General features: G+C 60.8%; 25 protein-coding genes, 1 pseudogene and 1 riboswitch. Of the genes and pseudogenes, 11 read left to right on the plus strand and 15 right to left on the minus strand.

All coding sequences use genetic code 11. The features are described 5' to 3' along the window. Positions 1–115: 115 nt before the first annotated feature. Genes panC through QP994_RS09430 form a run of 4 tightly spaced genes read right to left on the minus strand, consistent with a single transcriptional unit; the run spans position 116 to position 2,456 of the window. Entirely contained in the window at positions 116–919 is an 804-nt protein-coding gene (gene panC, locus QP994_RS09415) for a pantoate--beta-alanine ligase (protein WP_284866453.1), read from the minus strand. After that, the gene (locus tag QP994_RS09420) at positions 885–1,223 is read right to left on the minus strand and encodes a transcriptional regulator (RefSeq protein WP_502870040.1); all 339 of its coding nucleotides are present in this window, start codon (positions 1,221–1,223) and stop codon (positions 885–887) included. Before QP994_RS09420 ends, panC begins: the two co-directional genes overlap by 35 nt. Then, on the minus strand, positions 1,220–1,672 hold the full coding sequence (locus QP994_RS09425) for a hypothetical protein (RefSeq protein WP_284866455.1): 453 nt from the start codon (positions 1,670–1,672) through the stop codon (positions 1,220–1,222). The genes QP994_RS09420 and QP994_RS09425 overlap by 4 nt, the downstream gene beginning before the upstream one ends. 52 nt (positions 1,673–1,724) lie before the next feature. After that, positions 1,725–2,456, minus strand: coding sequence for a DUF981 family protein (locus QP994_RS09430; protein ID WP_284866457.1), 732 nt, complete (start codon positions 2,454–2,456; stop codon positions 1,725–1,727). A gap of 55 nt (positions 2,457–2,511) precedes the next feature. Here QP994_RS09430 and QP994_RS09435 point away from each other — a divergent pair, with 55 nt between their 5' ends. Then, positions 2,512–3,492 carry a DUF1906 domain-containing protein gene (locus QP994_RS09435; protein WP_284866458.1) on the plus strand — a complete coding sequence of 327 codons (981 nt, stop codon included), beginning with the start codon at positions 2,512–2,514 and terminating at the stop codon, positions 3,490–3,492. 223 nt (positions 3,493–3,715) lie between these two features. Here the strand turns inward: QP994_RS09435 and QP994_RS09440 are convergent, their stop codons facing one another. From QP994_RS09440 to QP994_RS09460, 5 genes are all read right to left on the minus strand, one after another. Beyond that, complete coding sequence (locus tag QP994_RS09440; protein WP_284856260.1) at positions 3,716–5,371, minus strand: monocarboxylic acid transporter; 1,656 nt, start codon at positions 5,369–5,371, stop codon at positions 3,716–3,718. A 3-nt stretch (positions 5,372–5,374) separates the two neighbouring features. Continuing rightward, the gene (locus QP994_RS09445) at positions 5,375–5,716 is read right to left on the minus strand and encodes a DUF485 domain-containing protein (RefSeq protein WP_284866460.1); all 342 of its coding nucleotides are present in this window, start codon (positions 5,714–5,716) and stop codon (positions 5,375–5,377) included. A gap of 155 nt (positions 5,717–5,871) precedes the next feature. Next, positions 5,872–6,720, minus strand: coding sequence for an aldo/keto reductase (locus QP994_RS09450; protein ID WP_284866461.1), 849 nt, complete (start codon positions 6,718–6,720; stop codon positions 5,872–5,874). Between the two features lie 4 nt (positions 6,721–6,724). Further along, a complete protein-coding gene (locus QP994_RS09455) occupies positions 6,725–7,084 on the minus strand; it encodes an FKBP-type peptidyl-prolyl cis-trans isomerase (protein WP_284856263.1) in 360 nt (119 codons plus the stop codon). A gap of 116 nt (positions 7,085–7,200) precedes the next feature. Next, positions 7,201–8,496: a citrate synthase gene (locus QP994_RS09460; protein ID WP_284856264.1), complete on the minus strand. Its 1,296-nt coding sequence runs from the start codon at positions 8,494–8,496 to the stop codon at positions 7,201–7,203. Positions 8,497–8,739: 243 nt separating this feature from the next. Here QP994_RS09460 and serC point away from each other — a divergent pair, with 243 nt between their 5' ends. The 3 genes from serC to QP994_RS09475 all read left to right on the plus strand — a co-directional run bounded on the left by serC (position 8,740) and on the right by QP994_RS09475 (position 11,806). Continuing rightward, positions 8,740–9,867: a phosphoserine transaminase gene (serC, locus tag QP994_RS09465; RefSeq protein ID WP_269966222.1), complete on the plus strand. Its 1,128-nt coding sequence runs from the start codon at positions 8,740–8,742 to the stop codon at positions 9,865–9,867. An 88-nt stretch (positions 9,868–9,955) separates the two neighbouring features. Further along, entirely contained in the window at positions 9,956–10,954 is a 999-nt protein-coding gene (sepH, locus tag QP994_RS09470) for a septation protein SepH (RefSeq protein WP_284866465.1), read from the plus strand. A 6-nt stretch (positions 10,955–10,960) separates the two neighbouring features. Continuing rightward, positions 10,961–11,806, plus strand: a complete 846-nt coding sequence (locus tag QP994_RS09475; RefSeq protein ID WP_284866467.1) for a DUF6928 family protein — start codon at positions 10,961–10,963, stop codon at positions 11,804–11,806. On the opposite strand, the gene QP994_RS09480 is transcribed toward QP994_RS09475, so the two are convergent. The 3 genes and pseudogenes from QP994_RS09480 to QP994_RS09490 form a co-directional block, all read right to left on the minus strand. Continuing rightward, positions 11,803–12,630, minus strand: coding sequence for a TrmH family RNA methyltransferase (locus tag QP994_RS09480; protein ID WP_284866469.1), 828 nt, complete (start codon positions 12,628–12,630; stop codon positions 11,803–11,805). The genes QP994_RS09475 and QP994_RS09480 overlap by 4 nt on opposite strands. A gap of 16 nt (positions 12,631–12,646) precedes the next feature. Continuing rightward, positions 12,647–13,999 (minus strand): annotated as a pseudogene (locus QP994_RS09485) (NCS2 family permease). Between the two features lie 230 nt (positions 14,000–14,229). Next, positions 14,230–15,006, minus strand: a complete 777-nt coding sequence (locus QP994_RS09490; RefSeq protein ID WP_284866471.1) for a DUF3027 domain-containing protein — start codon at positions 15,004–15,006, stop codon at positions 14,230–14,232. Here QP994_RS09490 and QP994_RS09495 point away from each other — a divergent pair. Then, complete coding sequence (locus QP994_RS09495) at positions 15,005–15,793, plus strand: glutaminyl-peptide cyclotransferase (RefSeq protein WP_284866474.1); 789 nt, start codon at positions 15,005–15,007, stop codon at positions 15,791–15,793. The genes QP994_RS09490 and QP994_RS09495 overlap by 2 nt on opposite strands. Before the next feature lie 11 nt (positions 15,794–15,804). Further along, positions 15,805–16,323 (plus strand): DUF2771 domain-containing protein, encoded by a 519-nt coding sequence (locus tag QP994_RS09500; RefSeq protein WP_284866476.1) that lies wholly within the window; start codon positions 15,805–15,807, stop codon positions 16,321–16,323. Here QP994_RS09500 and QP994_RS09505 read toward each other — a convergent pair. After that, on the minus strand, positions 16,320–16,703 hold the full coding sequence (locus QP994_RS09505; RefSeq protein ID WP_284866478.1) for a cold-shock protein: 384 nt from the start codon (positions 16,701–16,703) through the stop codon (positions 16,320–16,322). The two genes, QP994_RS09500 and QP994_RS09505, sit on opposite strands and share 4 nt — an antisense overlap. Before the next feature lie 330 nt (positions 16,704–17,033). Then, a riboswitch (cyclic di-AMP (ydaO/yuaA leader) is annotated at positions 17,034–17,240 on the plus strand. A 13-nt stretch (positions 17,241–17,253) separates the two neighbouring features. On the opposite strand from QP994_RS09505, the gene QP994_RS09510 reads away from it, so the two are divergent. Continuing rightward, positions 17,254–17,859 (plus strand): resuscitation-promoting factor Rpf1 domain-containing protein, encoded by a 606-nt coding sequence (locus tag QP994_RS09510; protein WP_284866480.1) that lies wholly within the window; start codon positions 17,254–17,256, stop codon positions 17,857–17,859. A 259-nt stretch (positions 17,860–18,118) separates the two neighbouring features. Beyond that, positions 18,119–19,207 carry an HNH endonuclease signature motif containing protein gene (locus QP994_RS09515; RefSeq protein WP_284866482.1) on the plus strand — a complete coding sequence of 363 codons (1,089 nt, stop codon included), beginning with the start codon at positions 18,119–18,121 and terminating at the stop codon, positions 19,205–19,207. A gap of 184 nt (positions 19,208–19,391) precedes the next feature. On the opposite strand, the gene QP994_RS09520 is transcribed toward QP994_RS09515, so the two are convergent. Together QP994_RS09520 and QP994_RS09525 are read right to left on the minus strand one after the other, a co-directional pair. Continuing rightward, a complete protein-coding gene (locus QP994_RS09520; RefSeq protein ID WP_284866484.1) occupies positions 19,392–20,813 on the minus strand; it encodes a YeeE/YedE thiosulfate transporter family protein in 1,422 nt (473 codons plus the stop codon). 216 nt (positions 20,814–21,029) lie between these two features. Next, on the minus strand, positions 21,030–21,230 hold the full coding sequence (locus tag QP994_RS09525) for a hypothetical protein (protein ID WP_269966210.1): 201 nt from the start codon (positions 21,228–21,230) through the stop codon (positions 21,030–21,032). 53 nt (positions 21,231–21,283) lie between these two features. On the opposite strand from QP994_RS09525, the gene QP994_RS09530 reads away from it, so the two are divergent. The 3 genes from QP994_RS09530 to QP994_RS09540 all read left to right on the plus strand — a co-directional run bounded on the left by QP994_RS09530 (position 21,284) and on the right by QP994_RS09540 (position 24,189). Then, positions 21,284–23,347, plus strand: coding sequence for a helicase-associated domain-containing protein (locus QP994_RS09530; protein WP_284866487.1), 2,064 nt, complete (start codon positions 21,284–21,286; stop codon positions 23,345–23,347). 69 nt (positions 23,348–23,416) lie between these two features. After that, positions 23,417–23,710 (plus strand): helix-turn-helix transcriptional regulator, encoded by a 294-nt coding sequence (locus tag QP994_RS09535; protein WP_502870041.1) that lies wholly within the window; start codon positions 23,417–23,419, stop codon positions 23,708–23,710. After that, positions 23,707–24,189: a hypothetical protein gene (locus QP994_RS09540; RefSeq protein WP_284866490.1), complete on the plus strand. Its 483-nt coding sequence runs from the start codon at positions 23,707–23,709 to the stop codon at positions 24,187–24,189. Before QP994_RS09535 ends, QP994_RS09540 begins: the two co-directional genes overlap by 4 nt. The last annotated feature ends 1 nt before the right edge of the window (position 24,190 follow it).

Raw genomic sequence — 24,190 nt, forward strand, 5'->3', positions numbered from 1 at the left:
CACGGCGAAGCAGAAGCCCTTCATACCCCCAACAACCTCACCCACGGAGTTGACAACCTATATAGGAACACCCCCCCGCGTACGTGTCGCAGAATGGCGGGCACCGATAGGCAAACTAGGACGTAATGGTGATGGCCACGTTGTCGATAAGGCGGGTCTCCCCCACCTTCGCAGCAACGAGCAGGCGAGCAGGACCGCGGTAATCTTCCGGGAGTTCAGAGAGGTCCGGAGTGGTGACGGTGAGGTAGTCGAGTTGGATGTTGGGGGTGGCGTCGAGAAGCAAACGAGCTTCCTCGTACGAACCGGTAGCCAGCGCGCGGGACAACACGAGGGCGGTGTCGTGCTCTTCGTCGCTCAAGTAGCGGTTGCGGGAAGAGAGCGCTAAGCCACTGTTCTCGCGGATGATCGGGCAGCCATGCACGCGCACGGGCAGGTGTAGGTCCTCCACCATCTGCCGGATGAGCGCGAGCTGCTGGTAATCCTTCTCCCCGAAAAAGGCGTCGGTGGCGCCGGTGAGGCAGAACAGTTTGGCCACCACAGTGAGCACGCCCGCGAAGTGGGTGGGGCGAGTCTTGCCCTCCAGAACGGACCCCAAAGGCCCAGGGTGGATCGTGGTGCGGGGACCGTGGGGGTACATCGTGGATACGCTCGGCGCAAAGACGGCGTCCACGCCTTCGGCCTCGAGTTTGGCCATATCCTCGTCGAGGGTGCGCGGGTAGGCATCCAGGTCCTCACCCGGCGCGAACTGGAGCGGGTTGACAAAGATGCTCACCACGACCGGATTGCCCAACTTCTTAGCCTCACGTACGAGCGAAATGTGCCCACTGTGCAGGGCACCCATGGTGGGCACAAGGGAAACGCCGGGAACGTCAATAAGTGCTTCTTTAAGCTCCTGCGGAGTCCGAGTCAGGCGAGTCATGCGGCTCAGCGTAGCGCTTGAGTGCGTCGAGGTGCCCCTCGAGGGCCTGCTCCCCCGCGCGCGTGAGCGTGACCCACACGGTGTCCTTCGCGCGGCTGGACCCGTACTCGCGGAAACGGGTGATATAGCCGTGCTCCTCGAGGACCGAGAGCTGTTTCGACAGCGTGGCATCGGACAACTCGGTGATCTCTCGCAGTCGCCCAAACCGCATCTCGCGTCGCACCTCGCCCTCCGTCGCGCCGCCGGCACGCAGGGCCGCGCAGATCTTCAGGCGGTTGAGTGGGTGAATAACCGGATCAATCAATAGTATTTCCTCCACATCAGGCCATAGCCCGCGATCATCACGGCAGCGGCGATGATTCCCACGACAACGCTCACAGTCACATTGCCCTCCGGATAGCACTCCCAGTAGACCTGCATCCCGATGTACGCCACCGCGTACAGCACCATGAATGTGAGGAAGCGTTTCCAACTCCAGCCCCCCTGGTCCGCCTGCACGTCTTGCTTCATCGCAGTGCGGACAGCCTTTTTATTGCTGAACTCAAGCACCATAATGAGGGCCAACGATGCAAGAAGCGCGAGCATCCCCCACACTTTGCCGTCCAGCATGAGGCTGATACCAAGCCCGAAAACAATGCCGGTAACTGTGATCATTCCCCATGGGATAGGCACGTGCGCGGCGTGCGTTTCCACCTCACGGACCGCCTCGAGCGAGTCGCGTGCAGCACTCGAATCAATCGCTTTACTTTCCACATTAGAAAGCATATCGCTTATCGACGCCTCACGCCAGAAGCCCGCACACCGCTTACATCGTGTTCACAATGAGGCCGATGTGAGTGTAGAAGTTCATGGCACCGAACAAGAGCCAGATTGTGCCCGAGATAATCCACAGCCACTCAATAGTCTTGAACAAGCCGGAGACAGTGTTCTCATCCGTACCGCGCACCGCAAATGGAAGCAGCACTGCACCGAGGCCCACCATAGAGAAGAGCACACCAAGGAAGCTTGCCTCCACCATTGGCCAGTCGGCGAAGGCGCCAGAGATCGGCTCCTCAGCTGGGGCAGCGAACAGCGTGTACACAACGCCGGCCAGCGCGATACCAAACAGAGCAAGACCGAGGCCCGCAATAAAAATGGTGGCCGGGCGCAGCGTCTTCATCACACCATGAAAGCCCGTTTTCGAGCCGGCAGCGTAGTACTCGCGCTTGTTCCAAAGGAAGAAAGCGGCAGCACCCAGCAGCACACTGAAGCCCAGGGACGTTTCACCAAAGACAATGTTGTCAAAGGCAAAGTCAGGTGCCAGAGGCCAGGTCAGGGTCATGTGCAGGCCAGTCGGGAAAAGGATGAGAGCCAGCGCGCCGAAGGTCAGCGCATACCCCTCAACGCCTTCGAGCTTCCCGTCACGGAAATCCCGGAAGAACAAGGCCACAGCAATGAGGCCAGCGCCCACAGCAAGCGCCATGATCGTGTTGTATGTCGGCATAGTTCCCCAGTCGATGAGGCCTGGGGATTGTTCACCAGTGAAAAACGTCTTCATAACCTGCACCGTAGCCCTTGCGGCCAATGAGGTCAATGGTGCTATTGTTACTGTTGTGAATAAATCGCCTATTTCGAAGGGTTCTGCTCCCCTTTCCCGACGCTCTTTCCTCGGCAACGCCACTCTGGCCACCGCCCTTGGTGCCGCTGGCCTCGTCGGGGTTTCCCACCTCCCTAACGCAATCGCGCAAGGTCGCCCCATCGGCACCGTGCTCGACTACTCCGCTGGTGTCCCCTCCGCTCGCGCTGTGAAGGCCGCTGGCCACATGGGCGCCGTGCGCTACGTTTCGCAGCGCCGTCCGGGTGCAGCATGGATGCTGGGCAAGCCTGTCGCACTCAAGGAGACCCAGGACTTCGCTGGCAGCGGACTGTTTACCGCCTCTGTCTACCAATTCGGCCGCGCTGAAACCGCTGACTGGCTCGCTGGCGCCGCCGCCGCTGCCGTCCATGCCCCGCAGGCGATCAACCTGCACCGCGCAGCAGGTGGTCCGAACGGCAAGCCGATCTACGTGGCTATCGACGACAACCCCACCCGCGCCCAATACGACAACCAGATCCGCCCGTACCTGCGCGCCTTCCAGGACCGTCTCACCGCAGCCGGTCTGCGCACCGGCGTGTACGGCAACTGGAACGTCATCCAGTGGTGCGTCCAGGATGGCATCGGCTCCTACTACTGGCAGCACGACTGGGGTTCCGGCGGCAAGCTGCACCCGCGCGCCAATATTCACCAGAAGGCGAAGTGGCAGGTCACTATCGACGGTGTGCTTTGCGACGTCAACAACGTCTACACCTCCGACTGGGGCCAGTGGCAAGCGGGCGGTCGCGTCGTCGCCCCGCCTCCCGCCTCGACACCCGGCCAGCCAGCCGCGCCCGCAGCACCGGCACCTGGTTTCCGTCTGCCGGAGAACTCCTCCCTGCCGAACTTCTCCAACCCCTCGCCTGAGGCGCTGTCCTCTGAGGCGCAGCGCTTCGTGTCCAACATCAACGGGCAGGACATCCAGAACGCCGTCAACTTCGCGCGGCAGTTGATCCGCTAGTGCACCTTAGGGCACTGTCCTAGCCGGCCCACTGGCTTGAGCCGGACAAACCCCGAACTTTAGAACCCGAACCTCGGCCCTAAAACGCCAGAGTTCAGGTTCTAAGGTTCGGGGTTTAGTTCGCCGCACCTCCCAGCAAGCACAAAGGAGGCCACCCGCCAGGGTGGCCTCCTTACTTCGTGCGGAGTGCGTGGCCGAAGCCGCAGCCTCCCGCTTGGTGGCCTTAGTGGTCCACTGGGGCTTCCACACCAACACCGGTAAGGGAGCGGACTTCCATCTCGGACTGCAGTTCGTCCAGGTTGTCAGGCTTGCCCACGAAGGTGGCAATGATGCCAGCCAGGAACGCAGCCGGGATGGACACGAGGCCCGGGCTGGTCAGCGGGAAGATAGCCCAGTCAGCGTTCGGGAACATAGCCGTTTCGCTGCCAGAGACTGCTGGGGACAGGAAGATGAGAACCAGTGCTACGACAAGGCCCGTGTACATGGAGGCCACGGCACCAGCGGTGTTGAAGCGCTTCCAGTAGAGGGAGAACAGGATCGTCGGCAGGTTCGCGGATGCCGCGATAGCGAAGGCCAGGGACACCAGGAAGGCGACGTTTTGGCGCATTGCCAGGATACCCAGGACGATGGCCAGGATACCGATGACAACCACGGTGACGCGGGAGACGCGGACCTGCTCTTCTTCGGTCGCCTGACCGTCGCGAAGCACAGCGTTGTAGATGTCGTGCGCGATGGATGCGGAGGCGGTAATAGCCAGGCCAGCCACCACGGCGAGCACTGTTGCGAAGGCCACGGCGGACACGATGGCCATGAAGACCGAACCACCGATTTCCAGAGCCAGCAGCGGTGCGGCGGCATTCGCCTTACCCGGTGCAGCGTTGATGGTGTCTGGGCCAACGAGGCCAGCAGCAGCGTAGCCGAGCACCAGGGTCATCAGGTAGAACGCACCGATGAGGACGATTGCCCAGGTCACGGACTTACGGGCTTCCGTCGCCGTAGGCACGGTGTAGAAGCGCATGAGAACGTGTGGCAGGCCAGCAGTACCCAGAACCAGGGACAGACCGAGGGAGATGAAGTCGAGCTGCTTGATGGTCGAGCCACCGTACTTCAGGCCCGGCTGGAGGATCTCAGATGCCTCGTAGCCAGCCTTCTGAATGTGCTCGGAGCCGGCGTGCATCTCGATGGCCTTGTCGAAGAGTGCGTTCATGCCGCCCTTGACCGCGATGAAGCAGAGGATGGTCATGATCGCCACAGCACCGACGAGCAGGACCGCCTTGATCATCTGCACGTAGGTGGTGCCCTTCATACCGCCGATGAGAACGTAGGCAATCATGATCACGCCGACAATCGCAACACAGATCGCCTGAGCGCTGAAGGTGTGCAGGTCCAGGAGGACGGACACCAGGGAGCCAGCACCAGCCATCTGAGCGATGAGGTAGAACAGCGACACGAACAGGGTGCCAAAGGCAGCTGCCACGCGCACCGGCTTTTGGCGCAGGCGGAAGGACAGCACGTCAGCCATGGTGAAGCGGCCAACGTTACGCAGTGGCTCCGCCACGAGCAGGAGGGCCACCAGCCATGCGACGAAGAAGCCGATGGAGTACAGGAAGCCGTCGTAACCGCTCAGCGCAATAGCGCCGACGATGCCCAGAAAGGATGCCGCAGACAGGTAGTCGCCGGCAATGGCCAGACCGTTCTGGGTACCGGAGAACTGGGCGCCACCGGTGTAGAAGTCAGATGCCTCGGAGGTGGACTTACCCACCTTGGTCACAATCGCCATTGTGACAATGATGAATGCGGCGAAGACAGCAATGTTCAGAATCGGGTTGCCGGTTGCCGCAGCTTCAGCCTCCGCAAGGAGGAATACGTCGGGGTTCATGGTTTAGCCCTCCATATCTTCGCGGATCGCCGCAGCACGCGGCTCGATGTTCTTGTTCGCGTACACCACGTAGGCCCAGGTGATCACGAATGTGGTGATGAACTGGGCGATGCCCAGCCAGAGGCCTACGTTCATGCCCAGGAATGGCTTTGCCATGACCTCCGGCCAGAATGTCGCGTAAACGACATAGAAGATGTACCAGAGGAAGAACGCAACGGACACCGGGAAGGTGAACTTGCGGTAGGCGCTCCGTAGTTCCTGGAACTGCGGGCTAGCCTGCATTTCCACGAATTCCTGGGGCGTCGGTTCCCGACGCTGCTTTACAGCGGGCGAGCCTTCAGCCATGGCTACTCCTTTCGGAAGAATGAATCGGATGTGAAAAAAGTAACTCACAACACACAACTGTGAGACAGTTTTGCCGATTAAATTAAATTAATTTCCAAAAGTTACCCCCGCAGGCTAGCCCCGCAGAGCAATGCTTATCTTCACCCCAAGCCCTCTCACCCAGGGAAAACGCGCGGATCATTCGACTGGCGCCCACCGGGGATGGTGTCCAGGAGATCCAAAGATTCGCGGTCAAGCGCGATGCTGGCGGCTGCGAAATTTTCCTCCAGGCGCTGCGCACTCGAGGTTTTCGGGATAACAGAGATCCCTCGCGACACGTGGTAGGCCAAGGCAATCTGTGCCGGCGTTGCGCCGTAAGCGGCGGCAACCTGTGTGATCTGCGGGCTGTCGAGGATCTCTCCCCTTCCCAGTGGCGCCCATGCCTCCGTGAGAATGTTGTGGCGGGCGTGATAGTCCCGCAGTTCCGGCTGTGTGAAGCCGGCGTGAAGTTCTACCTGGTTCACTGCGGGCGCGACCCCCGTCACCGCAATGAGTTCATCCAGGGTTTCTTCGTAAAAGTTCGCTACTCCCACCGACCGGATACGTCCGGCTTCTCGCTGCTCCAGCAGCGCTTCATACGCGGCGACGAAAGTGCCGTTTTGAGGCCACGGCCAGTGGACCATGAACAGATCCACGTAGTCGAGCTCCAGGCGACGAAGCGATTCGTTGAAGGCTTCCGTGGCGCGCGGCTGATCGTCATTCCACAGTTTGGAGGTAATAAACAGATCCTCCCGCGCCACATCCCCCGCAGCAATCGCCTCGCGGACAGCGCGCCCCACCTCTACCTCATTGCTATATAGAAAGGCAGTGTCGAAGTGGCGGTAACCGCATTCGATGGCCCTGCGGATGATGTTCACCGTCTCCGGGCCGGTGAGCTTGTAGGTCCCCAATCCGACCAGGGGTATCTCGCGCCCGTCGTTAAGCCGTGCGTGTGGGATGTCACTGGGAGAAGGGGTACCAATCATTGTTCTAGTTCGCCTCAAGCAGGTCGATGACAAAGACGAGGGTGCGGCCGGACAACGGGTGGCCGCCACCGGCAGGACCGTAGGCCATTTCCGGCGGGATCGTCAGTGAGCGGCGCCCGCCCACCTTCATGCCGGGGATGCCTTGCTGCCAGCCTTCAATGAGGCCGGTCAGGGGGAACTCAGCGGCTTCACCACGGTCCCAGGAGCTGTCAAACTCCTCGCCGGTCCGGTAGTCCACGCCCACGTAGTGGACTTTGACCATGCCGCCAGCCTTGGCTTCGTCGCCGTCACCGACAACGATGTCCTCGATTACTAGGTCGGCCGGTGCCGGATCCTGAGGTACGTCAATAGTGGGCTTATCCATGAAAGATTTCTCCTTGGTTTGGGTATCCCGCTTGTAAAAACGCGAAACCGCCGAAACGGTCAGCCCCTGATTATACGGGGCGAACCGCTTGCGGCGGATTCGTGGTGTACAGCACTCTAGCGCTGATCGCGCGGAATGAACTCACGCTGCGTTGCGCCGGTGTAGATCTGGCGCGGGCGGTTGATCTTGGAGTTCATTGCCAGCTGCTCGCGGTAGTGAGCGATCCAGCCCGGCAGGCGGCCGATGGCGAAGAGGACGGTGAAGAAGTCCGTCGGGAAACCCATGGCGCGGTAGATCAGGCCGGTGTAGAAGTCGACGTTCGGGTACAGCTTGCGCTCGATGAAGTAATCGTCCTTGAGGGCGATCTCCTCGAGCTCCATAGCCAGGTCGAGCAGGCTGTCGCCGCCGAGGTGGTTGAGAACCTCGTGTGCGGACTCCTTGACGATGGCGGCGCGCGGGTCGTAGTTCTTGTACACGCGGTGGCCGAAGCCCATCAGGCGGACGCCCTTCTCCTTGTTCTTCACGCGGTTCATGAAGTCGGAGGCGTCGCCGCCGTTGTTCTCCTGGATGTCCTCGAGCATCTCCAGAACAGCCTGGTTAGCACCACCGTGCAGCGGGCCAGCCAATGCGTTGATGCCACCGGCGATGGACACGAACATGTTCGCCTGAGCGGAACCGATCATGCGGACGGTGGAGGTGGAGCAGTTCTGCTCGTGGTCAGCGTGCAGGATGAGCAGCTTGTCCAGAGCGTCCACGACAACCGGGTCAACCTCGTACGGCTCGGTCGGGTAACCGAACATCATGCGCAGGAAGTTCTCGCGCGGGCTCAGGGCGTTGTTCGGGTACATGTACGGCTTACCCTGGGATGCGCGGTAAGCGTATGCAGCCAACATCGGCACCTTTGCCATGAGGCGAACGGTTGCCTTGTCCAGCTGCTCCTCGTCCAGCGGGTTGAGCTGGTCCTGGTAGTAAGCAGACAGAATGTTGACGGAGGAGGCCAGCACAGCCATCGGGTGTGCGTCACGCGGGAAGACGTTGAATGCCGCCTTGAAGTCCTCATCCAGGAGAGTGTGGTGGCGGATGTTGCTGGAGAAGGTCTCTAGCTCATCCTCAGTCGGCAGCTCACCGTTGATCAGCAGGTAGGACACCTCGTTGAACGTGGCGTTGTTAGCCAGGTCAGCGATGTCGTAGCCGCGGTAGCGCAGGATGCCTGCGTCACCATCGATGTAGGTGATCTTGGACTCGGTGGAACCCGTAGAAACGTAGCCCGGGTCGAAAGTGACCAGGCCAGTCTGTCCGAGGAGATTGCCCAGCACAAAGCCGTCATTGCCCTCGGAGGCGCGGATGAGATCCATCTCATACTCGCCGCCGGGGTAGTTAAGTACTACCTTGTCGTTGTTCTCAGAAGCCACAATGAACCTTTCAAAGAGTCGTTGAGCGACGCCTGCGGCCAGTTTCCGCAGGTGAATAAACCTGCGGGCTGAGCACGGGGCCAAGCGCCAGAATTGGCATGAGCTAACTCTATCAGGATTGCCCCGTCAAAATGTGACAGTACTGACAAATTGCACGGTTCCCCCGTTACACCACAATTACCCCCGGGGGTTAAGGTTAGTGCCACAACGATGCCAGCTCGAAGCATGAAAGAAGGGGCCCGAATGTCCGATTACCCAGCTCTTCCGCAAGATCTTTTGCCCGTTGACGGCCGTTTTGGCTGTGGCCCCTCCAAGGTCCGCCCCGCCCAGCTGGAGGCCATCACTAATGGCGCTCACATCATCGGCACCTCTCACCGTCAGCCGGCAGTGAAGAATGTTGTGGGTGAGGTCCGCGAAGGTCTTGCAGAGCTGTTCTCCCTGCCGGAGGGTTACGAGATTGTTCTGTCCCTCGGCGGCGCCACCGCCTTCTGGGATGCAGCGACCTTCGGCCTGATTGAGAAGAAGTCTGCTCACCTGTCCTTCGGTGAGTTCTCCTCCAAGTTCGCTAAGGCTTCCAAGCAGGCACCGTGGCTGGATGAGCCCCAGGTGGTTGAGGCTGAGCCGGGCAGCGCCCCCTCCCCTTCCGCGCTGGATGGCACCGATGCAGATGTCGTCGCGTGGGCTCACAATGAGACGTCCACGGGTGCGATGGTGCCGGTCACTCGCCCGAACACGGATGCGCTCGTGCTTATCGACGCAACGTCGGGCGCCGGTGGTCTTCCCGTCGATATGCGAAATGCTGATGCGTACTACTTCTCCCCGCAGAAGTGCTTCGCGTCTGACGGTGGCCTGTGGTTCGCGGCGATGAGCCCGGCGGCGATTGAGCGCATTGCCAAGATCAAGGAGTCCGGCCGTTTCATCCCGGCCTTCCTGGATCTGCAGACTGCGGTGGACAATTCCCGCAAGAACCAGACCTACAACACCCCGGCTGTGGCAACGCTGCTCATGCTGGCTGACCAGGTCAAGTGGATGAATGAGAACGGTGGCCTGGACGGCATGGTTGCCCGCACCAAGGCCAACGCGGACACCCTGTACTCCTGGGCTGAGGCCAATGAGCACGCAACGCCGTTCGTCGCAGATGCGGATAAGCGCTCCTACGTTGTGGGCACCATCGATTTTGATGAGTCCATCGATGCCGCTGAGCTGGCGAAGGCTCTGCGCGCAGGTGGCATCCTCGACGTTGAGCCGTACCGCAAGCTGGGCCGCAACCAGCTGCGCATTGGTATGTTCCCGGCGATTGATACCGAGGACGTGGCCAAGCTCACCGGCGCCATCGACTTCCTGCTGTCGCAGGGTGTTGGCGCGAAGTAAGCCCTGATCTTCGTACCGCCGCAACCAAATAGAGCTCGCGTTTCAGTTAAGCTGTCTCCTTGAATGACACTGGTGTAAGGAGACAGCGATGCGCGAGCTCTTTGTTGTTGCGGACGAATCGACCGACTCTCTGTGGGTGCTGCGCACTCTCGACGGAGAGAAATTCTGCATTCCACGCGAGGAACTCATCCCGCCGGCTGCCCCCATGCTTACCGACGTCAGCGCGCAGGATGACACCGACTACGAGGTCGTCGAAGCCGAGCTTGTCGACGAACCGGTGGCACCCGCCGTACCCCTCCACACCGTAGAGGAACCGGAAACTGAAGAGCCGGAAGCTGAAGAGCCGGCTGCCGAGGAACCAGAACCCGCTCCAGTCGAGCGCACCCCCGCAGAGCCGGACCCGCTGTTTGCTACTCCCCTGTCGCTGCGCCCGAAGGACATTCAGGCGCGCATCCGCGCTGGCGCGAGCACCGAAGAACTCGCTGAGGAGATGGGCGTGGCCATCAGCCGCGTGGAGCCCTATGCGCACCCCGTCCTGCTGGAGCGCGCCCAGGTCGCGGAGGCGGCTAAGCAGTCCCACCCAGTCCGCGCGGATGGTGCTGCACCGGACACGCTCTTTGAAATTCTTGCGCTGAGCTTCGCCTCCCGCGGCCATGCTTTGTCGGAGGCCCGGTGGGATGCAATGCGTGAGGCCGGAGAGCCATGGGTGGTTCGCCTCACCTGGCAGGCTGGCCTGCAGGAGCACAGCGCGGAGTGGTCCTTCCACCGCTCGATGGGCACAGCCGCCACCACGGAGCCGCGAGATGCGGTTGCTGCGGATTTGATCGATCCGTCGTTTGCGCAGCCAGTACGGTCCCTCTCTGCAGTGTCCGCAGACGTTGAACAGGAAATCCCTGCTGCCTCTTCCACCTCCCCCTCTGCTGTCCCTGCAGAGCAGGGGCAGCCGGATCTGTTTGCAGAAGGCGATGCGCTGCACTTCCCGGAGGAGCAGGCCAAGCCACAGAAGCGACGTCGCAAGGCGGTCACCCCGCACTGGGAGGACGTTCTTTTGGGCGTGCGCACGAACACGAAGCGGCCGAAGAAGTAGCGCGTTATGGGTGTCCCTGCCGTCGTTACGTTCTGGTACATCAACGCCGCCGATCCGGCCGCGGTGCTGGAAGCTGAGCCGCACGCTGACCGTGGTTTTGGCCGCAAACTCCTCGCTCAGCTCAATCCACGGTGGCCGATCACGCCGATCGGCCAGTTCCCGCTGAACCGTTCCACACCGAGCAGCCGCGAAGAGTTCTACATCGCTGGCTACCCCGGGGTCGCCGTGGTGCAAACGCTTATCGACGACTGCGGCAAACTCTCCGACATCCCCACCCACCTCCGCCGGGCCGTGCCCGCAGCCGATGTGTTTGTATTTGCCGAAGGTGTGGAGGAAGGCACCGGTTATGCCGGCTTCGCACGCTTCAATGGGGATACCGTGCGCCGCTCCTTGTGTGCCACGCGCAATGAGCTCATCGAGGATCTCGGCCTGCCTGATGGGTTTGAAGCCCCCTTCTGGGCTGGTGAGCGCGCCGATCAACTCGGAGGAATTTCGCTGCCCTTCGAACCGGTAGACCTCATGCGCGCTGCCCAGCGCGACTGGCTGGGTGTGGACATTTCCCCGGACGGTCCTGACATCAACGTGGTGGCCTACGCCGTGGATGGACGCCCCGAGCCGAAGGTGGAACAGCGCACCCCTGACACCAAAAATGTCACCGAGGTGGCTGCGAAGTTCTCCTCCGCCAATGCGGACTATGACGACTATGAGGAAGCCGAAGAAACCAGCGATGAATTCGCGGAGCTGGCAGATGCCTCAGCTAAGGTTGCGCGCCGCATCCGCCGTGGCGTCACACGTCGCGTACGTAACCTCGCCGACACAGTGAAAGAACGTCTGCGCCACTCTGACCGCTAGCTCAGGCCAACTGCTCGGTCGCGCTCATAGAACGCGATCGCTGCGGACGTAGCCACGTTCAGTGAATCAGTGCCCGGCGCCATGGGGATGCGGGCACGAATGTCCGTGGCGCGCATCGCATGCTCAGTCAGGCCAGGGCCTTCCCCGCCGACGAGGAGGGCGACTTTGGGGTGGGGGTTGCCGGAAGCGTCGACAAGCGCCTCCGCGAGATGCACGGCGCGATCATCAGGCGTGAGCGAGATAAGGCGGAAACCTGCCTGGCGCAACTGTTCAAGGGAGCGCTGCCACGTGGTGGATGTGCCCTCGAAATGTGCGAACGGCAGGCGCAATACATGCCCCATGGACACGCGCACGCTGCGACGATACAAAGGATCAGCCGTGCCAGCCCCCAGAAGCACACCATCCACCCCCATGCCAGCGGCATTGCGGAAGATAGCCCCGATATTTTCGTGATCCCCAACCCCCTCAAGGACCACAAGGGTGCGCGCTTCCAGCAGCTCACTGACGTCGGGCTCCTCTGCCCGATCCGCCACAGCGATGAGGCCGCGGTGCATGTCATACCCAACGACCTCGGCGAGCAGCTCGCGGGTCACGGTGTAGATCGGCGCCTCAATCGGCGGGAGCCCCTCCTCCGCACGTTGAGCGCGGAAGGTCTCGATCTTCTTTTCAAACCCGATGATGCAGCGCAATGGGTAACGCGAATCCACCACTCGGCCCGCAACGAGCGGGCCTTCCCCAAAGACGTACGCGCGGGAATTGTCTGCCTTCTTCAGGTCACGGACAACATCCAGGCGCACATCAGCGGGATCAGTGATGGGAATCATGTGTCAACCAGATGTTTTAGCCGATGACGGACATGATCGGATCCATGGCAAAGAACACCACGAACAGCGCGGAGATCAGCCACATGATCTAGTGAACTTCCTTCGCACGGCCAGCGAACACTGCGAACAGAGCGAAGGTGATGAAGCCGATGCCGATGCCGTCCGCGATGGAGTACGTAAACGGCATAGCCACGATGGTGAGGAAGGCCGGCAGAGCGATATCAAAGCGGGACCACTCAATCTCACCCACCTGCATCATCATGAGGGCACCCACGATGACCAGAACCGGTGCGGCAGCCTCAATCGGCACGATCTCGTACAGCGGGGTGAAGAACATTGCGGCCAAGAACAGCAGACCGGTGACAATGTTGGCCAGACCGGTGCGCGCACCGTCGGCAATACCAGCGGAAGAGTCAACGTAGACCGTTGCAGACGATGCAGAGCCAGCACCACCAGCGATAGCGCCGAAGCCCTCGACGATGAGGGCCTTCTTCATATCCGGCAGCTCACCCTTCTCATCGGTGAGGCCTGCCTGGCGGCCGAGCGCCGTCATCGTGCCCATGGCGTCGAAGAAGTTTGCCAGCACCAGGGTGAACACCAGCAGCGAAGCCGTGATCACGCCGACCTGAGTAAATGCACCGAGGATGTCAACCTTGCCCACGATGGACAGGTCCGGCACACCACCGAAGGATTCCGGCAGAGTCGGGACAGCAAGGTTCCAGCCGGTCGGGCCCGACTCAGCAGAAGAACCAGCACCGGTGACACGCTCAATGACAAGGGCGATGATCGTATTGATCACGATGCCGATGAACAGGCCGCCCGGGATCTTGCGCGCAACCATGAAGCCACAGATGAACAGGCCAAGAATGAACACGAAGGTCGGCCAAGAAGCAATCGAACCGTTGATGCCCAGTTGAACCGGAACAGTGGTCATTGCAGCATCCGGGATACGGCGAACAAAACCGGCATCCACGAAACCGATCATGGCGATGAACATGCCAATGCCCACGCCGATAGCAGCCTTCATTGACGGCGGAATCGCACGGAACACGGCAGAGCGGAAACCGGACACAGCCAAAATGACGATGACAATACCGTCAATGACCACCAACCCCATGGCCTGCGCCCAGGTCAGACCTTCAGTACCCACCAGAGTGACAGCCACCAGGGTATTCAGACCCAGACCAGCGGCGATACCGAACGGGTAGTTCGCCACAACGCCGAACAAAATACACATGATGCCCGCCACCAGTGCGGTGGCAGCAGCAACCTGCGGGATACCCAACACGTTGCCGGCAGAGTCTTCACTGGTACCCAGAATCAGCGGGTTCAGCAAGACGATGTACGCCATGGCGAAGAAGGTAACCACGCCGGCGCGGACCTCCGTGGCCACGGTGGAACCGCGTTCGGAGATACGGAAGTAACGGTCTAGGCCGGAGCGAGCCTCCGCGACCTGCTCCTCCTCCGAAGGCTGCGACACCTTCGTGGAATCTGTGGTGTTTGAACTCATAAATATGTCCCCTTGCACGGAAGAAATATGACGGGGATAGCGTCCCACCTCACCACAAAATTTTCAAAACCAGCGGCGGTGTTTGGGCGTTAGTAGAGGGGCTTTTCATCGTCGAAAAGCTCTCCGCCCGCATCAAGCTCCTCTGAATCAACCTTGGTTTCGGAGTGCGCGCCGCAACCGTAGACAGCGGAAACAATGCGACCGTCGGCAGAGTATTCATTAGCGCAGACGCCGAAGTTATAGCCCAGCGGCTCCTCGGCAGGAATGAAGAAGGCGCAGGTCTTGCACTGCAGGGCTGCCTGGGAGGCGTGCGCGGAGTTCGGACCGTAATCGCCGCGGCGCCAGCGGTCTTTCGCCGCGTCCAGGCCTGTTTTGGTCAGGTACTGCGCGGTTTCGCGGCCCGCGAACACAATCGCGTCGGCGGCAAACGAATCCGCCGTCAATCGCTCATCGTCCGGCGCCGGTTCCATGAGGTCACCCGGACCAAGGTCACCAGGTCGGAGACGCTCAGAGTACGGCACCCAATCAGGGGCCTGTAGCGCCTCACCCGTTGGCGCGGGCACGAGCGCAACTTCGCTCACGGTGATGTAATCCGAGCCCGTCGCACACGCCACCACCGCATTCCACTCCCACCCGGGATAGCCAGGTACGGAAGCCTCAAAGCGGTGCGTGGCGGCGTTATTGCTCAGCCCGTTGACACCGATGTGCTCCCCCACCTCGCCCTGATCAAGCTCGAGGAGCGCCTCGCGCGCAACATTGACTGCCCGCTGACCAAGCAGGGGCCGTGCGGGTGCATTCTTTGTCTTGCGGGGTTTTCTCTGTGCCACATCCCCATTATGGCCGACGTGTTGCAAGATAGAGCGCATGGCTCATTTCCCGCGCGCTGCGGCACTGCTGTTTGCCGTGCCGCTTCTTGTTTCTTGTTCCACCTCCTCCCCGCAGGGCGTCCAGCACCTCACCGTCCAGATCGAAGAGACCCTGCCTTTCGATGCCACCAGTTTCACCCAGGGCCTCGAGCTCGGCCCGGACGGCACGCTCTACGTGGGCACCGGCATGGAAGGCTCCTCGCGCATCTATCGCACCACGCTCGATGGGCGCGAGCTCGCCAGCCAGGATCTCGCTCCTGAGTTCTTCGGCGAAGGCATTACGCTTGTTCGCGACACCCTCTGGCAACTCACCTGGCAAAACAACACCGCCATTAAGAGGAATGCCGAAACGTTGGAGGAAATCAGTCGCACCACCTTCGACGGCGAAGGGTGGGGCCTGTGCTCCCGCCCCGATGCGGGTGAGGTGATTTTCTCCGATGGCACGAGCGAGCTGCGCCGCATGGATCCGGATACGCTGGCGGAGCGCGAACGCTTCGTCGTCACGCTGGATGGCACTCCCGTGGAAGGCCTCAATGAGCTGGAGTGCGTGGGCGACGATATTTACGCCAATATCTTCACCACCACCGACATCGTGCGGATCGACGCGGCCACGGGAAAGGTCGAGGCGGTTATCGACGCCTCCTTAGTCCCCAACAACGCCACCCCCGACCCCAACCACGTGCTCAACGGCATCGCCCACATTGACGGCGACGAGTTCTACATCACCGGCAAACGCTGGCCGGACATGTACCGGGTCACCTTCGTCCCGGACTCATCCCGCGGATAGACTGCATGGCTATGGGCACCAAGAAGACAAGAGATCAACGCTCCGTAGCCATGCTCGCCGTCATCGCGGTGGTGATCGTGGCCATCGTGGCCGCGCTGTATTTCTATATGGATTGGCGCAACAACCGCCCCGGCACCCCGCCGCAGGACATTGAGGTCACCGCCACCGTTGGCGAGAACACAGCAACCGCTACCCCATTCAGCGTCTGCGAATTCGGACAGGAATGCCCGGAAGGCACCGTGTCCACCATCGACCTTGACGGCGCTGAGACCGTGCGCATCAGCGTGCCCAAGGACGTGGCTTCGCTGCAGTGGTCGCTGCTGAGCATTTACGACGACCCCGCCGCCAACAGCGAGCGCACCTTCACCCCTGGTGAAGCCAACGAAGTTGATGTGCCCGTAAAAAGCGAGGGTGACGAAAACGCCACCCTCGTAGTCATGGAGGTCTCCTGCCTCATGCTTGGCCAGGATGCCAATGGCGAAGAGACCCCGGTGATGGTCACCTGGTCCTTCAGCACCGAAGACGCCTAAGCGTCCAGTTCCTTCGCCACCGCGCGGAGGATCTCCGCGATCTGGCGTCCTTCCTTCCGCTCCGGGTAGCGGCCAGCATCAAGTGCCGGCTGGACTTGGGTCTCGAGCATCGACATGACGTCGGCAAGCATGCTGCTGAGCTCTGCCGGCTTACGACGATTCACCGGACGACGACGCGGCTCATCCAACACCTTGACGCGCAGCGCCTGCGGGCCGCGACGGCCAGCAGCGAAATCAAACTCAATGCGCTGACCCGGGAAGAGTTCCTCTACGCCCTCGGGCAGCACGTTTTTGCCAATGTAGACGTCCTCATCACCCGGGTTAGAGGCGAATCCGAAGCCTTTGTCAGCGTCGAACCACTTCACTTTTCCTACTGGCATCGTTGTCACACCCTTTGTTATTGCATGTTATTGCATGAAAACCGCGATTATACCCGCGGCAAAGTTAAGTCCCATAAAGCTACAGCCCCAGCCAATCCCTTGCGAATCCGCCTCATCCTCGCGACACGCCCACCCCTATGTGAGATAGATCACGTTGATGTTATTTTCCCAGTTCATGCAGCTAGAGCGCCCGGACACTCGACCACGCCAGTCACATTGGCAACATTTTGGTAAACCAGCGTGACCTAATCGTTATAAACCGCTAGAGTTGCCCGCATGCCCTCAAGGGGCCAACCCTAATCGCACGATTGCCACGTTGAATTGTGTCCAGCAATCGCCGCGACAAACTTCATAGGACATAAGCGGGGGACCCACCCGCACGACACCACAACGGTCGCCGTGCACCGCGGGCCCCTCACCGGCCAGAACCGGCCAGTGACACCCGCTGGGGGTGAAGCCGCACACGCGGCCAGGCACTAAGCAAGACCTCAGCCTGAACCCGACAGCTCACCTCGCAGACGTATAACAAGAGAGGAACTTGAATACCTACATGGGACGCCACAGCAAGCAGACCCGCACGTTTTCCAAGGCAGCAGCAGGTGCTTCCGCAGCAATTGCCGCTACTGCCCTGATCAACCCGATTGCTAACGCCGCACCGGACTCTGACTGGGACCGTCTCGCACAGTGCGAGGCTGGCGGCAACTGGAACATCAACACCGGCAACGGCTACTACGGCGGCCTGCAGTTCTCCGCTGGCACCTGGCGCGCATACGGTGGCGGCGAGTTCGCTCCGTACGCCCACCAGGCAACCCGCGAGCAGCAGATCGCTGTCGCTGAGCGCACCCTGGCCAGCCAGGGCTGGGGCGCATGGCCGGCATGCTCCGCTCGCCTGGGTCTGCGTTCCGCTCCGACCCCGCGCAACGTGAGCCCGGCTCCGGCCCCCGCAGCAGCACCGGCTCCGGCCGCTGCACCGGCCGCAAAGTCCGGCGAGCTGCAGGTTGACGCTGTGTACAACAACATTACCCGCTCCCTGGCTGCCCGTGGCCTGCCGGTTCCGGCCCACGTGACCGCAACCTACAAGGCAAACCGTCACGACTACAACGCGTTCTACCTTGCTAACAAGCAGCTGATCGACGCTATCGCAGCTCGCCTCTAATCAGGCTCAAGAGCAACCAAGACAAAGGCGCTCCTTCCCTTCTCATCAAGGGAGTGAGCGCCTTTGTCGTTAGCGCGGTTTAGTTCCGCCGCAAGCATCCAAAACTTTTTTGAGTTTCGCGGGAACCGGCCTGTTTCTGCTGGTCCTCCGCTTGCTGCGTGCGCTCTAGCGTGCGCACCCTGTGGATAGAATTTTGGGTTATCCACAGGTTTTTGGGGCTCTTTCGCGCGTTTTTGGTTTTCGGTTTAGCGTGCGTGGCATGAACGTATTCGGATCACTGGTGGCGGGGTTAACCAACCCGATCGAGGCCCTGGCAGACTTTGATGCCCAGGTACTCCTCGATGCTGGCTGCAGCCCTGCCCGTGTTCGCGAATTTGTGAAAGTCCACACGGCGTACTACGGGAAAACGAAGTTCACCCGTAAGCAAGCCAACGCGATCAAAATCGCGCGGTCGACGAAGAAGGCGTTGGATCAACTCGTCTACATCGAATCCCGAGTAGCACCTTTCACCGACCCCACCGAGAAATGGCGGCTGCGCCTTGCCCTGCTGTCCGTTCCGGGGGATTACGACACGCTCAAGCGCCGGGCGAAAGACATCGTGCCGGAGGTGGACAAGCCCGCACGGGAACCAACAGTCCGGTATGGCCGCTCGGATAAGGAGAGGCGTCCTGTGACCATCATGGCCTTGGAAGAAGACGCGGCAGCTATTGAGTTCGCGACCCGCCAAAACCTCACCGATGGTCCCGCTGGCCCGCAAATGTACGAAAAGCTCATGCGCCTCTTGGGTCTGCGCCCCGACGAAGACGATCAACCTTCAGGTATTGCCCCTGCTGTCCCGCGTCCTTTGATCCTCATCCCGTTGGAGGAGCACATCACAATCATGAGTGGTGACGGGGACGATGTTGTCCTGGGGCTTACTGATGGCACGACGATGACGGGTGCGGAGTTTTTGGCTCAGAACTTTGGGGATGTCCTAGAGGTGGCGATGTTCCACCCCCAAGAAGGCCCCGTCAACCTGTACGACACGCAACGCTTCGCGAACCAGAAGCAACGCGACCTAGCGCGTGCCACCATGCCCACCTGCCCAGTGCCGGATTGCCGGCACGCAGCGGATAACTGCGAAGTCCACCACATCACAGCATGGTCCAAGGGCGGACTAACCAACATGGATAACTTGGCCATGCTGTGCAGGTATCACAACCGCACCAACGACGATGACCCCGCCAAACCCCACTGGGGCAGGGTGGAAAACATCAGAGGCACACCAATGTGGAGATCACCGCGTGGATACCTCGTCCCCAACACAGTCCACCCCTTCGGGGCAATGACACTGCTCTACGGCAGATAACCCACCACCTCACCGAGTAGCCGGCTTGACCGGCTACTCGGTGTGCCCGTTTGACTATGGCGAAGGGCGAGCAACAAAACCGCAGGTCACGGATCGCTGGAAGGCGCGATAGTCAAACCGGCCAATCAATGCCAAAAGCCGAATAGCCGGCGAAAGCTGGCTATTCGGCATGCCCAGAAACTGCTTAGTTCGCGGCGTCCTTGACCACCGTGATTTGCCAACCAGCATTCTGGTTTTGCACGAAGTCCTTCACGCCATGGCCGTTATCAGCGGCCCACTGAGGGATGGACTCTGTGGCCTGGGTGCAGTCAAAGTCAATGATGAGTTCTTCGCCGGCATCCAGTTCGGACATGGCCTGCTTGGCTTCGATGAGAGGGAAGGGGCAGACGTCGCCGAGCGTGTCCAGGATGTAGCGGCCGTTACCGAGTGGACGTGCCGTGGTCTCCTGCTTTGGCTTCGTCTTCAGTGCCACGCCGCCCGGAGCGGAGACGATATTGAACTTCGGAGCTGGCTCCGCATCAGCATCGCGGGGGACGACACCAGCAAGCTCAGGCGCGCTGATGGATTCTTCGGTGGTGTAAACATCAGAGTTCACAGCACCCTGCTTCACGCCGGATGGCTTCAGCCACAGCTTCGCACCGACGTAGACGCCAGCAGCGATGAATGCCATTGCGACCCAACCCTGGTAGCTGAACAGGGAGGTCTGAACCATGCCGTTGCCGACGGTGCAGCCGCCGGCCAACGATGCGCCAACACCCATGCCGATGCCGCCGATGATTGCACGCACGGAGGTGCGGCCGTCGGGAACGCGGACACGGAATTCACCGGACACCTTTGCCGCGATGTAAGAACCAACCAGGATGCCCAGCACGAGCAGGGTGCCCCAGTTGAAGTACTCAGCCTCACCAGTGGTGACGTAGCTGGCCAGGTGAGCGGATGGAGTGGTGATACCTAGGCCGTCGTTACGCCCGGTCGCTGCAGACAGCGGCCATGCGATGACACCCAGCAGGCCAATCGCGGCGCCAGCGGTGTACGGGTGCAGCGGCTTGCGGTACCACGGCTGCTCAAGGGTGACCTTCGGCTTAGCAGCATCGCGAGCAAGATAACGCTGCGCGAGGTATGCGGTACCCAAGGCCAGCGGAATGGCGAACCACCAGGCAGAGACACCAAAGGTCTGCGGCAGAGTGGTCCAACCAGTGTCCCATTCCTTCAGCTTGCTATTGAAACCGGAGAGGAAGCCGCTCTTCATTGCGGAGGCGGACAGCGCGTAGAAAAGCAGAGCAAACCACGAACCAACCAGGCCTTCACCGGAGCGGTACCACGTGCCCGACGCGCAGCCGCCGGCAAGGATGATGGCCAAGCCGAAGATGAAGCCACCAACCGCAACAGCTATCGGCGCAAAGGTGCGGTACTCCGGCGAGATCACGCCGAGCGAGGTCAAGGCTGCGAGGCCAATCGCATGAACCGCCACGACGATAAAGAAGGCAACGAGGCCGCGCCCCTGCTTCTGCAGAAACACGTCGCGCATCATGCCGGTCACGCAGAATCGTCCGCGTTGCATAACGATGCCTAGGGCGACACCGACTGCCAAACCAGTCAGGATCATGGAAACCTCCAGTGGTTCTCGTGAGTTAATAAAACACTGGGAAGTCTACAAATAGCGAACAACTCTGTCTAGAGCGTCAACGCAAAGCCCGAACAATGTGGTCTACAAATGTGAGAGAAAAACACCACCACCTGACAATTAGGCAGATGAATAAAAAAACAAGCCCACTCGGCGATACGCCGAATGGACTTGCTTTAACTTAACGGAAGTGCGGGTTTAGTTCACACCGTTGATACGAGTGGTCGGGTGAACGTAGCCAGTCTCCTCCCACGGACGCGGCAGCAGAAGGTCGTCGCCGTAGGGGCTGGAAGCTGCGGCCAACTTGGAGTTAATCTCCGTCACTGGGTGGCCGCCACCCGGGGTGTTCGCGGGCCACGCCGGGTTAATCTTGGTGATGTTGTCAACGTCTTTAGCCATGTACATCATTCTTTCACGCCGAAGCCAAAAACGCACGTAGAATCACCCCCGCAATGACTACGTTCCCTGAAGCGCTCGCTGATTTCACTGACGATGAGCTCCGCACGCTCATTTCCCTCCGCCCGGATGCGTTCTATCCTGCACCTCCGTCGGTGGCATCTTTGGCTACGCGGCTCGCACTGCCTGGTTCAGCTGGCCGCGCATTAAGCCAGCTCACCACCCCCACTATTGCCCTTCTTGAGCGCCTTGGGGATGCGGGAGCAGAGTTTGAGCCTTTCGACGCCACAGGCAAAGAGGTCACCGAGCTCCTTCCAGCACTCCGTGAACGCGCACTCACCTACGGCCCGGCGAATGCCCTGCGCGTTGCCCCCGGAGTGCTCAGCGCGATGCCCCAGGGCTGGCGCGTAGCTGATACCGCCCCGGATGATGTGGAAGAGCTCGTGGCAGAGCTCCCTGCAGCTGAACGACGCGTACTGGACACCCTTTCCGTATCCGGCGGGACGGGAACAACAAAGGCAGCTGCCCCCGATGCGGACCCGAATACGCCGATTGCCAGGCTCATCGCCAAGGGTTTGCTCGTCCGCGCAAACTCCTCAACAGTGCGTCTCCCCCGCCCGGTACGCGATGTACTCCGCGGTTATCCGCCGCGCAGTTTCCCCTTGGAAGAACCGGTGGCTCTGGGGGTGGCGCAGGGGGACGTCGATAAGCATGCTGCTACGCAGGGCCTTGATGCGGTGCGGCAGCTCCGCCAGTTGATCACGTCTCTTCTGCAGGACCCCATTCCGCTGAACAAGGATGGCTCTGTTGGTGTTCGGGCGCGCACGAACCTGGGCAAAGAGCTTGGTTTTGATCCGGCTCTGCTCATCACCATCGGGGAATCTGCCGGACTCATCGGCCGTGGCAACGTGGATGACGTGGACACTCTCGGTGCCACGCGCGACTGCCTGACGTGGCTGGACGCGACGTTATCTGATCAGTGGGCGATCCTCCTCGCTGGCTGGGCTGCTTCGCCGTGGCGGTTGGACACGGATGCGAAGTTGCTGTCCCCCGACATGCGTTCACCTGACGCGCGTACTAACCGTTTCACCGTCCTGCGTCAAGCCGGCGATGTGCAGCGTTTGTTCTTCTATTCCCCGCTGTCGGCTTCCCGCATATCTCCGTCATTCATCGAGGCCACGGCGCAGGAGGCCCAGTTCGTGGGCGCGCTCGACGCAACGCCGGCGCAATCTTCTCCCCTGCTCACGCTCCTTGACGGCGGAGATATCACCGCAGCAACCCGCGAGCTCGTCCCACCACCAGTGAACACCCTCATTGCGCAAGCCGACATGACGGTGCTCGCGCCTGGCCCCCTCGAACCCGAGATGGGCAATTTCCTGGAGAGAATTGCCGAGCTCGAATCCCCCGGTGTCGCCAGTGTGTGGCGCATCACGGACGCTTCCGTCCGCCACGGCCTCGACAGCGGGCTCACCGCCAACGAAATCCACGCGTGGCTCACCGACCACGTCCTCGGCGAAGTCCCACAAGGCATCACATTTCTTATCGACGACACCGCCCGCACCCACGGCTCCATCCGCGCCGGCGCTGCCATGAGCTACATCCGCAGCGCTGACCCCGCGCTCATCACAACAGCAACCGAGAAACTGACCGGCGTCCTTCGTCCACTCGCCCCGACTGTCGCTGTCTCCCCGCTCCCCCTGCCCAAGCTCATGGAAGCACTACGCAAAGCAGGCCTCCAGCCAACGGCCGAAGATGAATCCGGCGCCCAGCTCAACATGGCACCAGAGCCAGCGCTCGTACCTGCGACCCCATCTCACCTGCCACGGCCGACGTCGGTTTCTGCCGAACAAGCCGACCAGATCATCGCGCGACTGCGCTCTGAAGACCCAGGCAACGCACCCGTACCAACCACCGTCGGCAACACCCTGGAGACCCTCCGCGCCGCAGCGCGGGGAAGGAAACAGGTGACGCTGGGATACGTCGATAAGCATGGGCGCGGACAGACGCTCACCGCCCGCCCTCTGTCGGTGTCCTCCGGACAAGTCGATGTCCACATCGCCGCCACCGACTCCGTCGTACGCATCGCGCTTCCCCGCATCACCAAAGTGGTCATGGCATAAAGTCGCCAATTTTTTTAAACCAATGACCACCTTAAACGTTTCCGTGCGCCAATTTTTTCGTCAGAATCGTTGACAGATTGTTGGGTTTATACAACACTCTATTGTGTGGCAGCACGAAAGCAACCAAAGGGTCCGATTCATAATCGGGTTCGCGTCTTGCGGGCGGAGCGCGACATGTCGCGCAACCAACTCGCCGAACTGATCGACGTGAACCCGCAAACCATCGGCGCTTTGGAGCGTGGTGATCACTCCCCCAGCCTCGATCTGGCATTCCGGATCTGCGAGGTGTTCGACCTTCCAATCGAGGCAGTGTTCTCCCGCACCGAATTCGCCCCAATGTCGAAGGAGTTGTACCGCCCATGAGATCAACACCGCCTTTTCCCGGCGCGGAACGGGTACGCAACCAGAAAGCGACACGTGTTCTGATCGCGGCGTATTTCGCGGGCCTGACAGTCGCGGTGCTCCTCTTCATCGCTTCATTGGCCACGAATATGGATCCAACTGTGTTTTTGGTCTGCTACACCGCAGCCATGCTCGTTTCCATGGTGTCCTGGACCATCATCCGCGGAGCAAATGACCGCAAGGACCGTGTCCCGGAAGCAGAGCTCGATGAATACGAACGCGATGTTTTTGCCACCTGGCGTAATCGCGCATTTCGGATCATCTCAGCACTCAATAACATTGGCGGATTCGGTTTCTGTATCTACGCATTCTTCGCCGGGGACACAGTGGATAGAACCGTGCTCCTCGCGGCTGGCCTGTACATGATTTTCACCTACCTATTCGTCTCCACCCTGCCCATGATCGGTTACGCGATTACCTTTAACCGCAAGGAGGACTGAA

It is taken from the genome of Corynebacterium sp. MSK044, from assembly GCF_030232825.1.
In the GTDB taxonomy this organism is placed as follows: Bacteria; Actinomycetota; Actinomycetes; order Mycobacteriales; family Mycobacteriaceae; genus Corynebacterium.

Coding starts and splice junctions, on each gene's coding strand:
- QP994_RS09455 (WP_284856263.1), bottom strand. CDS start 7,084: ATGGATAAGCCCACTATTGACGTACCTCAGGATCCGGCACCGGCCGAC.
- QP994_RS09525 (WP_269966210.1), bottom strand. CDS start 21,230: ATGGCTAAAGACGTTGACAACATCACCAAGATTAACCCGGCGTGGCCC.
- QP994_RS09440 (WP_284856260.1), bottom strand. CDS start 5,371: ATGAACCCCGACGTATTCCTCCTTGCGGAGGCTGAAGCTGCGGCAACC.
- panC (WP_284866453.1), bottom strand. CDS start 919: ATGACTCGCCTGACTCGGACTCCGCAGGAGCTTAAAGAAGCACTTATT.
- QP994_RS09450 (WP_284866461.1), bottom strand. CDS start 6,720: ATGATTGGTACCCCTTCTCCCAGTGACATCCCACACGCACGGCTTAAC.
- QP994_RS09475 (WP_284866467.1), top strand. CDS start 10,961: ATGGGTGTCCCTGCCGTCGTTACGTTCTGGTACATCAACGCCGCCGAT.
- QP994_RS09495 (WP_284866474.1), top strand. CDS start 15,005: ATGGCTCATTTCCCGCGCGCTGCGGCACTGCTGTTTGCCGTGCCGCTT.
- QP994_RS09515 (WP_284866482.1), top strand. CDS start 18,119: ATGAACGTATTCGGATCACTGGTGGCGGGGTTAACCAACCCGATCGAG.
- QP994_RS09480 (WP_284866469.1), bottom strand. CDS start 12,630: ATGATTCCCATCACTGATCCCGCTGATGTGCGCCTGGATGTTGTCCGT.
- QP994_RS09540 (WP_284866490.1), top strand. CDS start 23,707: ATGAGATCAACACCGCCTTTTCCCGGCGCGGAACGGGTACGCAACCAG.
- sepH (WP_284866465.1), top strand. CDS start 9,956: ATGCGCGAGCTCTTTGTTGTTGCGGACGAATCGACCGACTCTCTGTGG.
- QP994_RS09490 (WP_284866471.1), bottom strand. CDS start 15,006: ATGCGCTCTATCTTGCAACACGTCGGCCATAATGGGGATGTGGCACAG.
- serC (WP_269966222.1), top strand. CDS start 8,740: ATGTCCGATTACCCAGCTCTTCCGCAAGATCTTTTGCCCGTTGACGGC.
- QP994_RS09530 (WP_284866487.1), top strand. CDS start 21,284: ATGACTACGTTCCCTGAAGCGCTCGCTGATTTCACTGACGATGAGCTC.
- QP994_RS09500 (WP_284866476.1), top strand. CDS start 15,805: ATGGGCACCAAGAAGACAAGAGATCAACGCTCCGTAGCCATGCTCGCC.
- QP994_RS09505 (WP_284866478.1), bottom strand. CDS start 16,703: ATGCCAGTAGGAAAAGTGAAGTGGTTCGACGCTGACAAAGGCTTCGGA.
- QP994_RS09510 (WP_284866480.1), top strand. CDS start 17,254: ATGGGACGCCACAGCAAGCAGACCCGCACGTTTTCCAAGGCAGCAGCA.
- QP994_RS09520 (WP_284866484.1), bottom strand. CDS start 20,813: ATGATCCTGACTGGTTTGGCAGTCGGTGTCGCCCTAGGCATCGTTATG.
- QP994_RS09445 (WP_284866460.1), bottom strand. CDS start 5,716: ATGGCTGAAGGCTCGCCCGCTGTAAAGCAGCGTCGGGAACCGACGCCC.
- QP994_RS09430 (WP_284866457.1), bottom strand. CDS start 2,456: ATGAAGACGTTTTTCACTGGTGAACAATCCCCAGGCCTCATCGACTGG.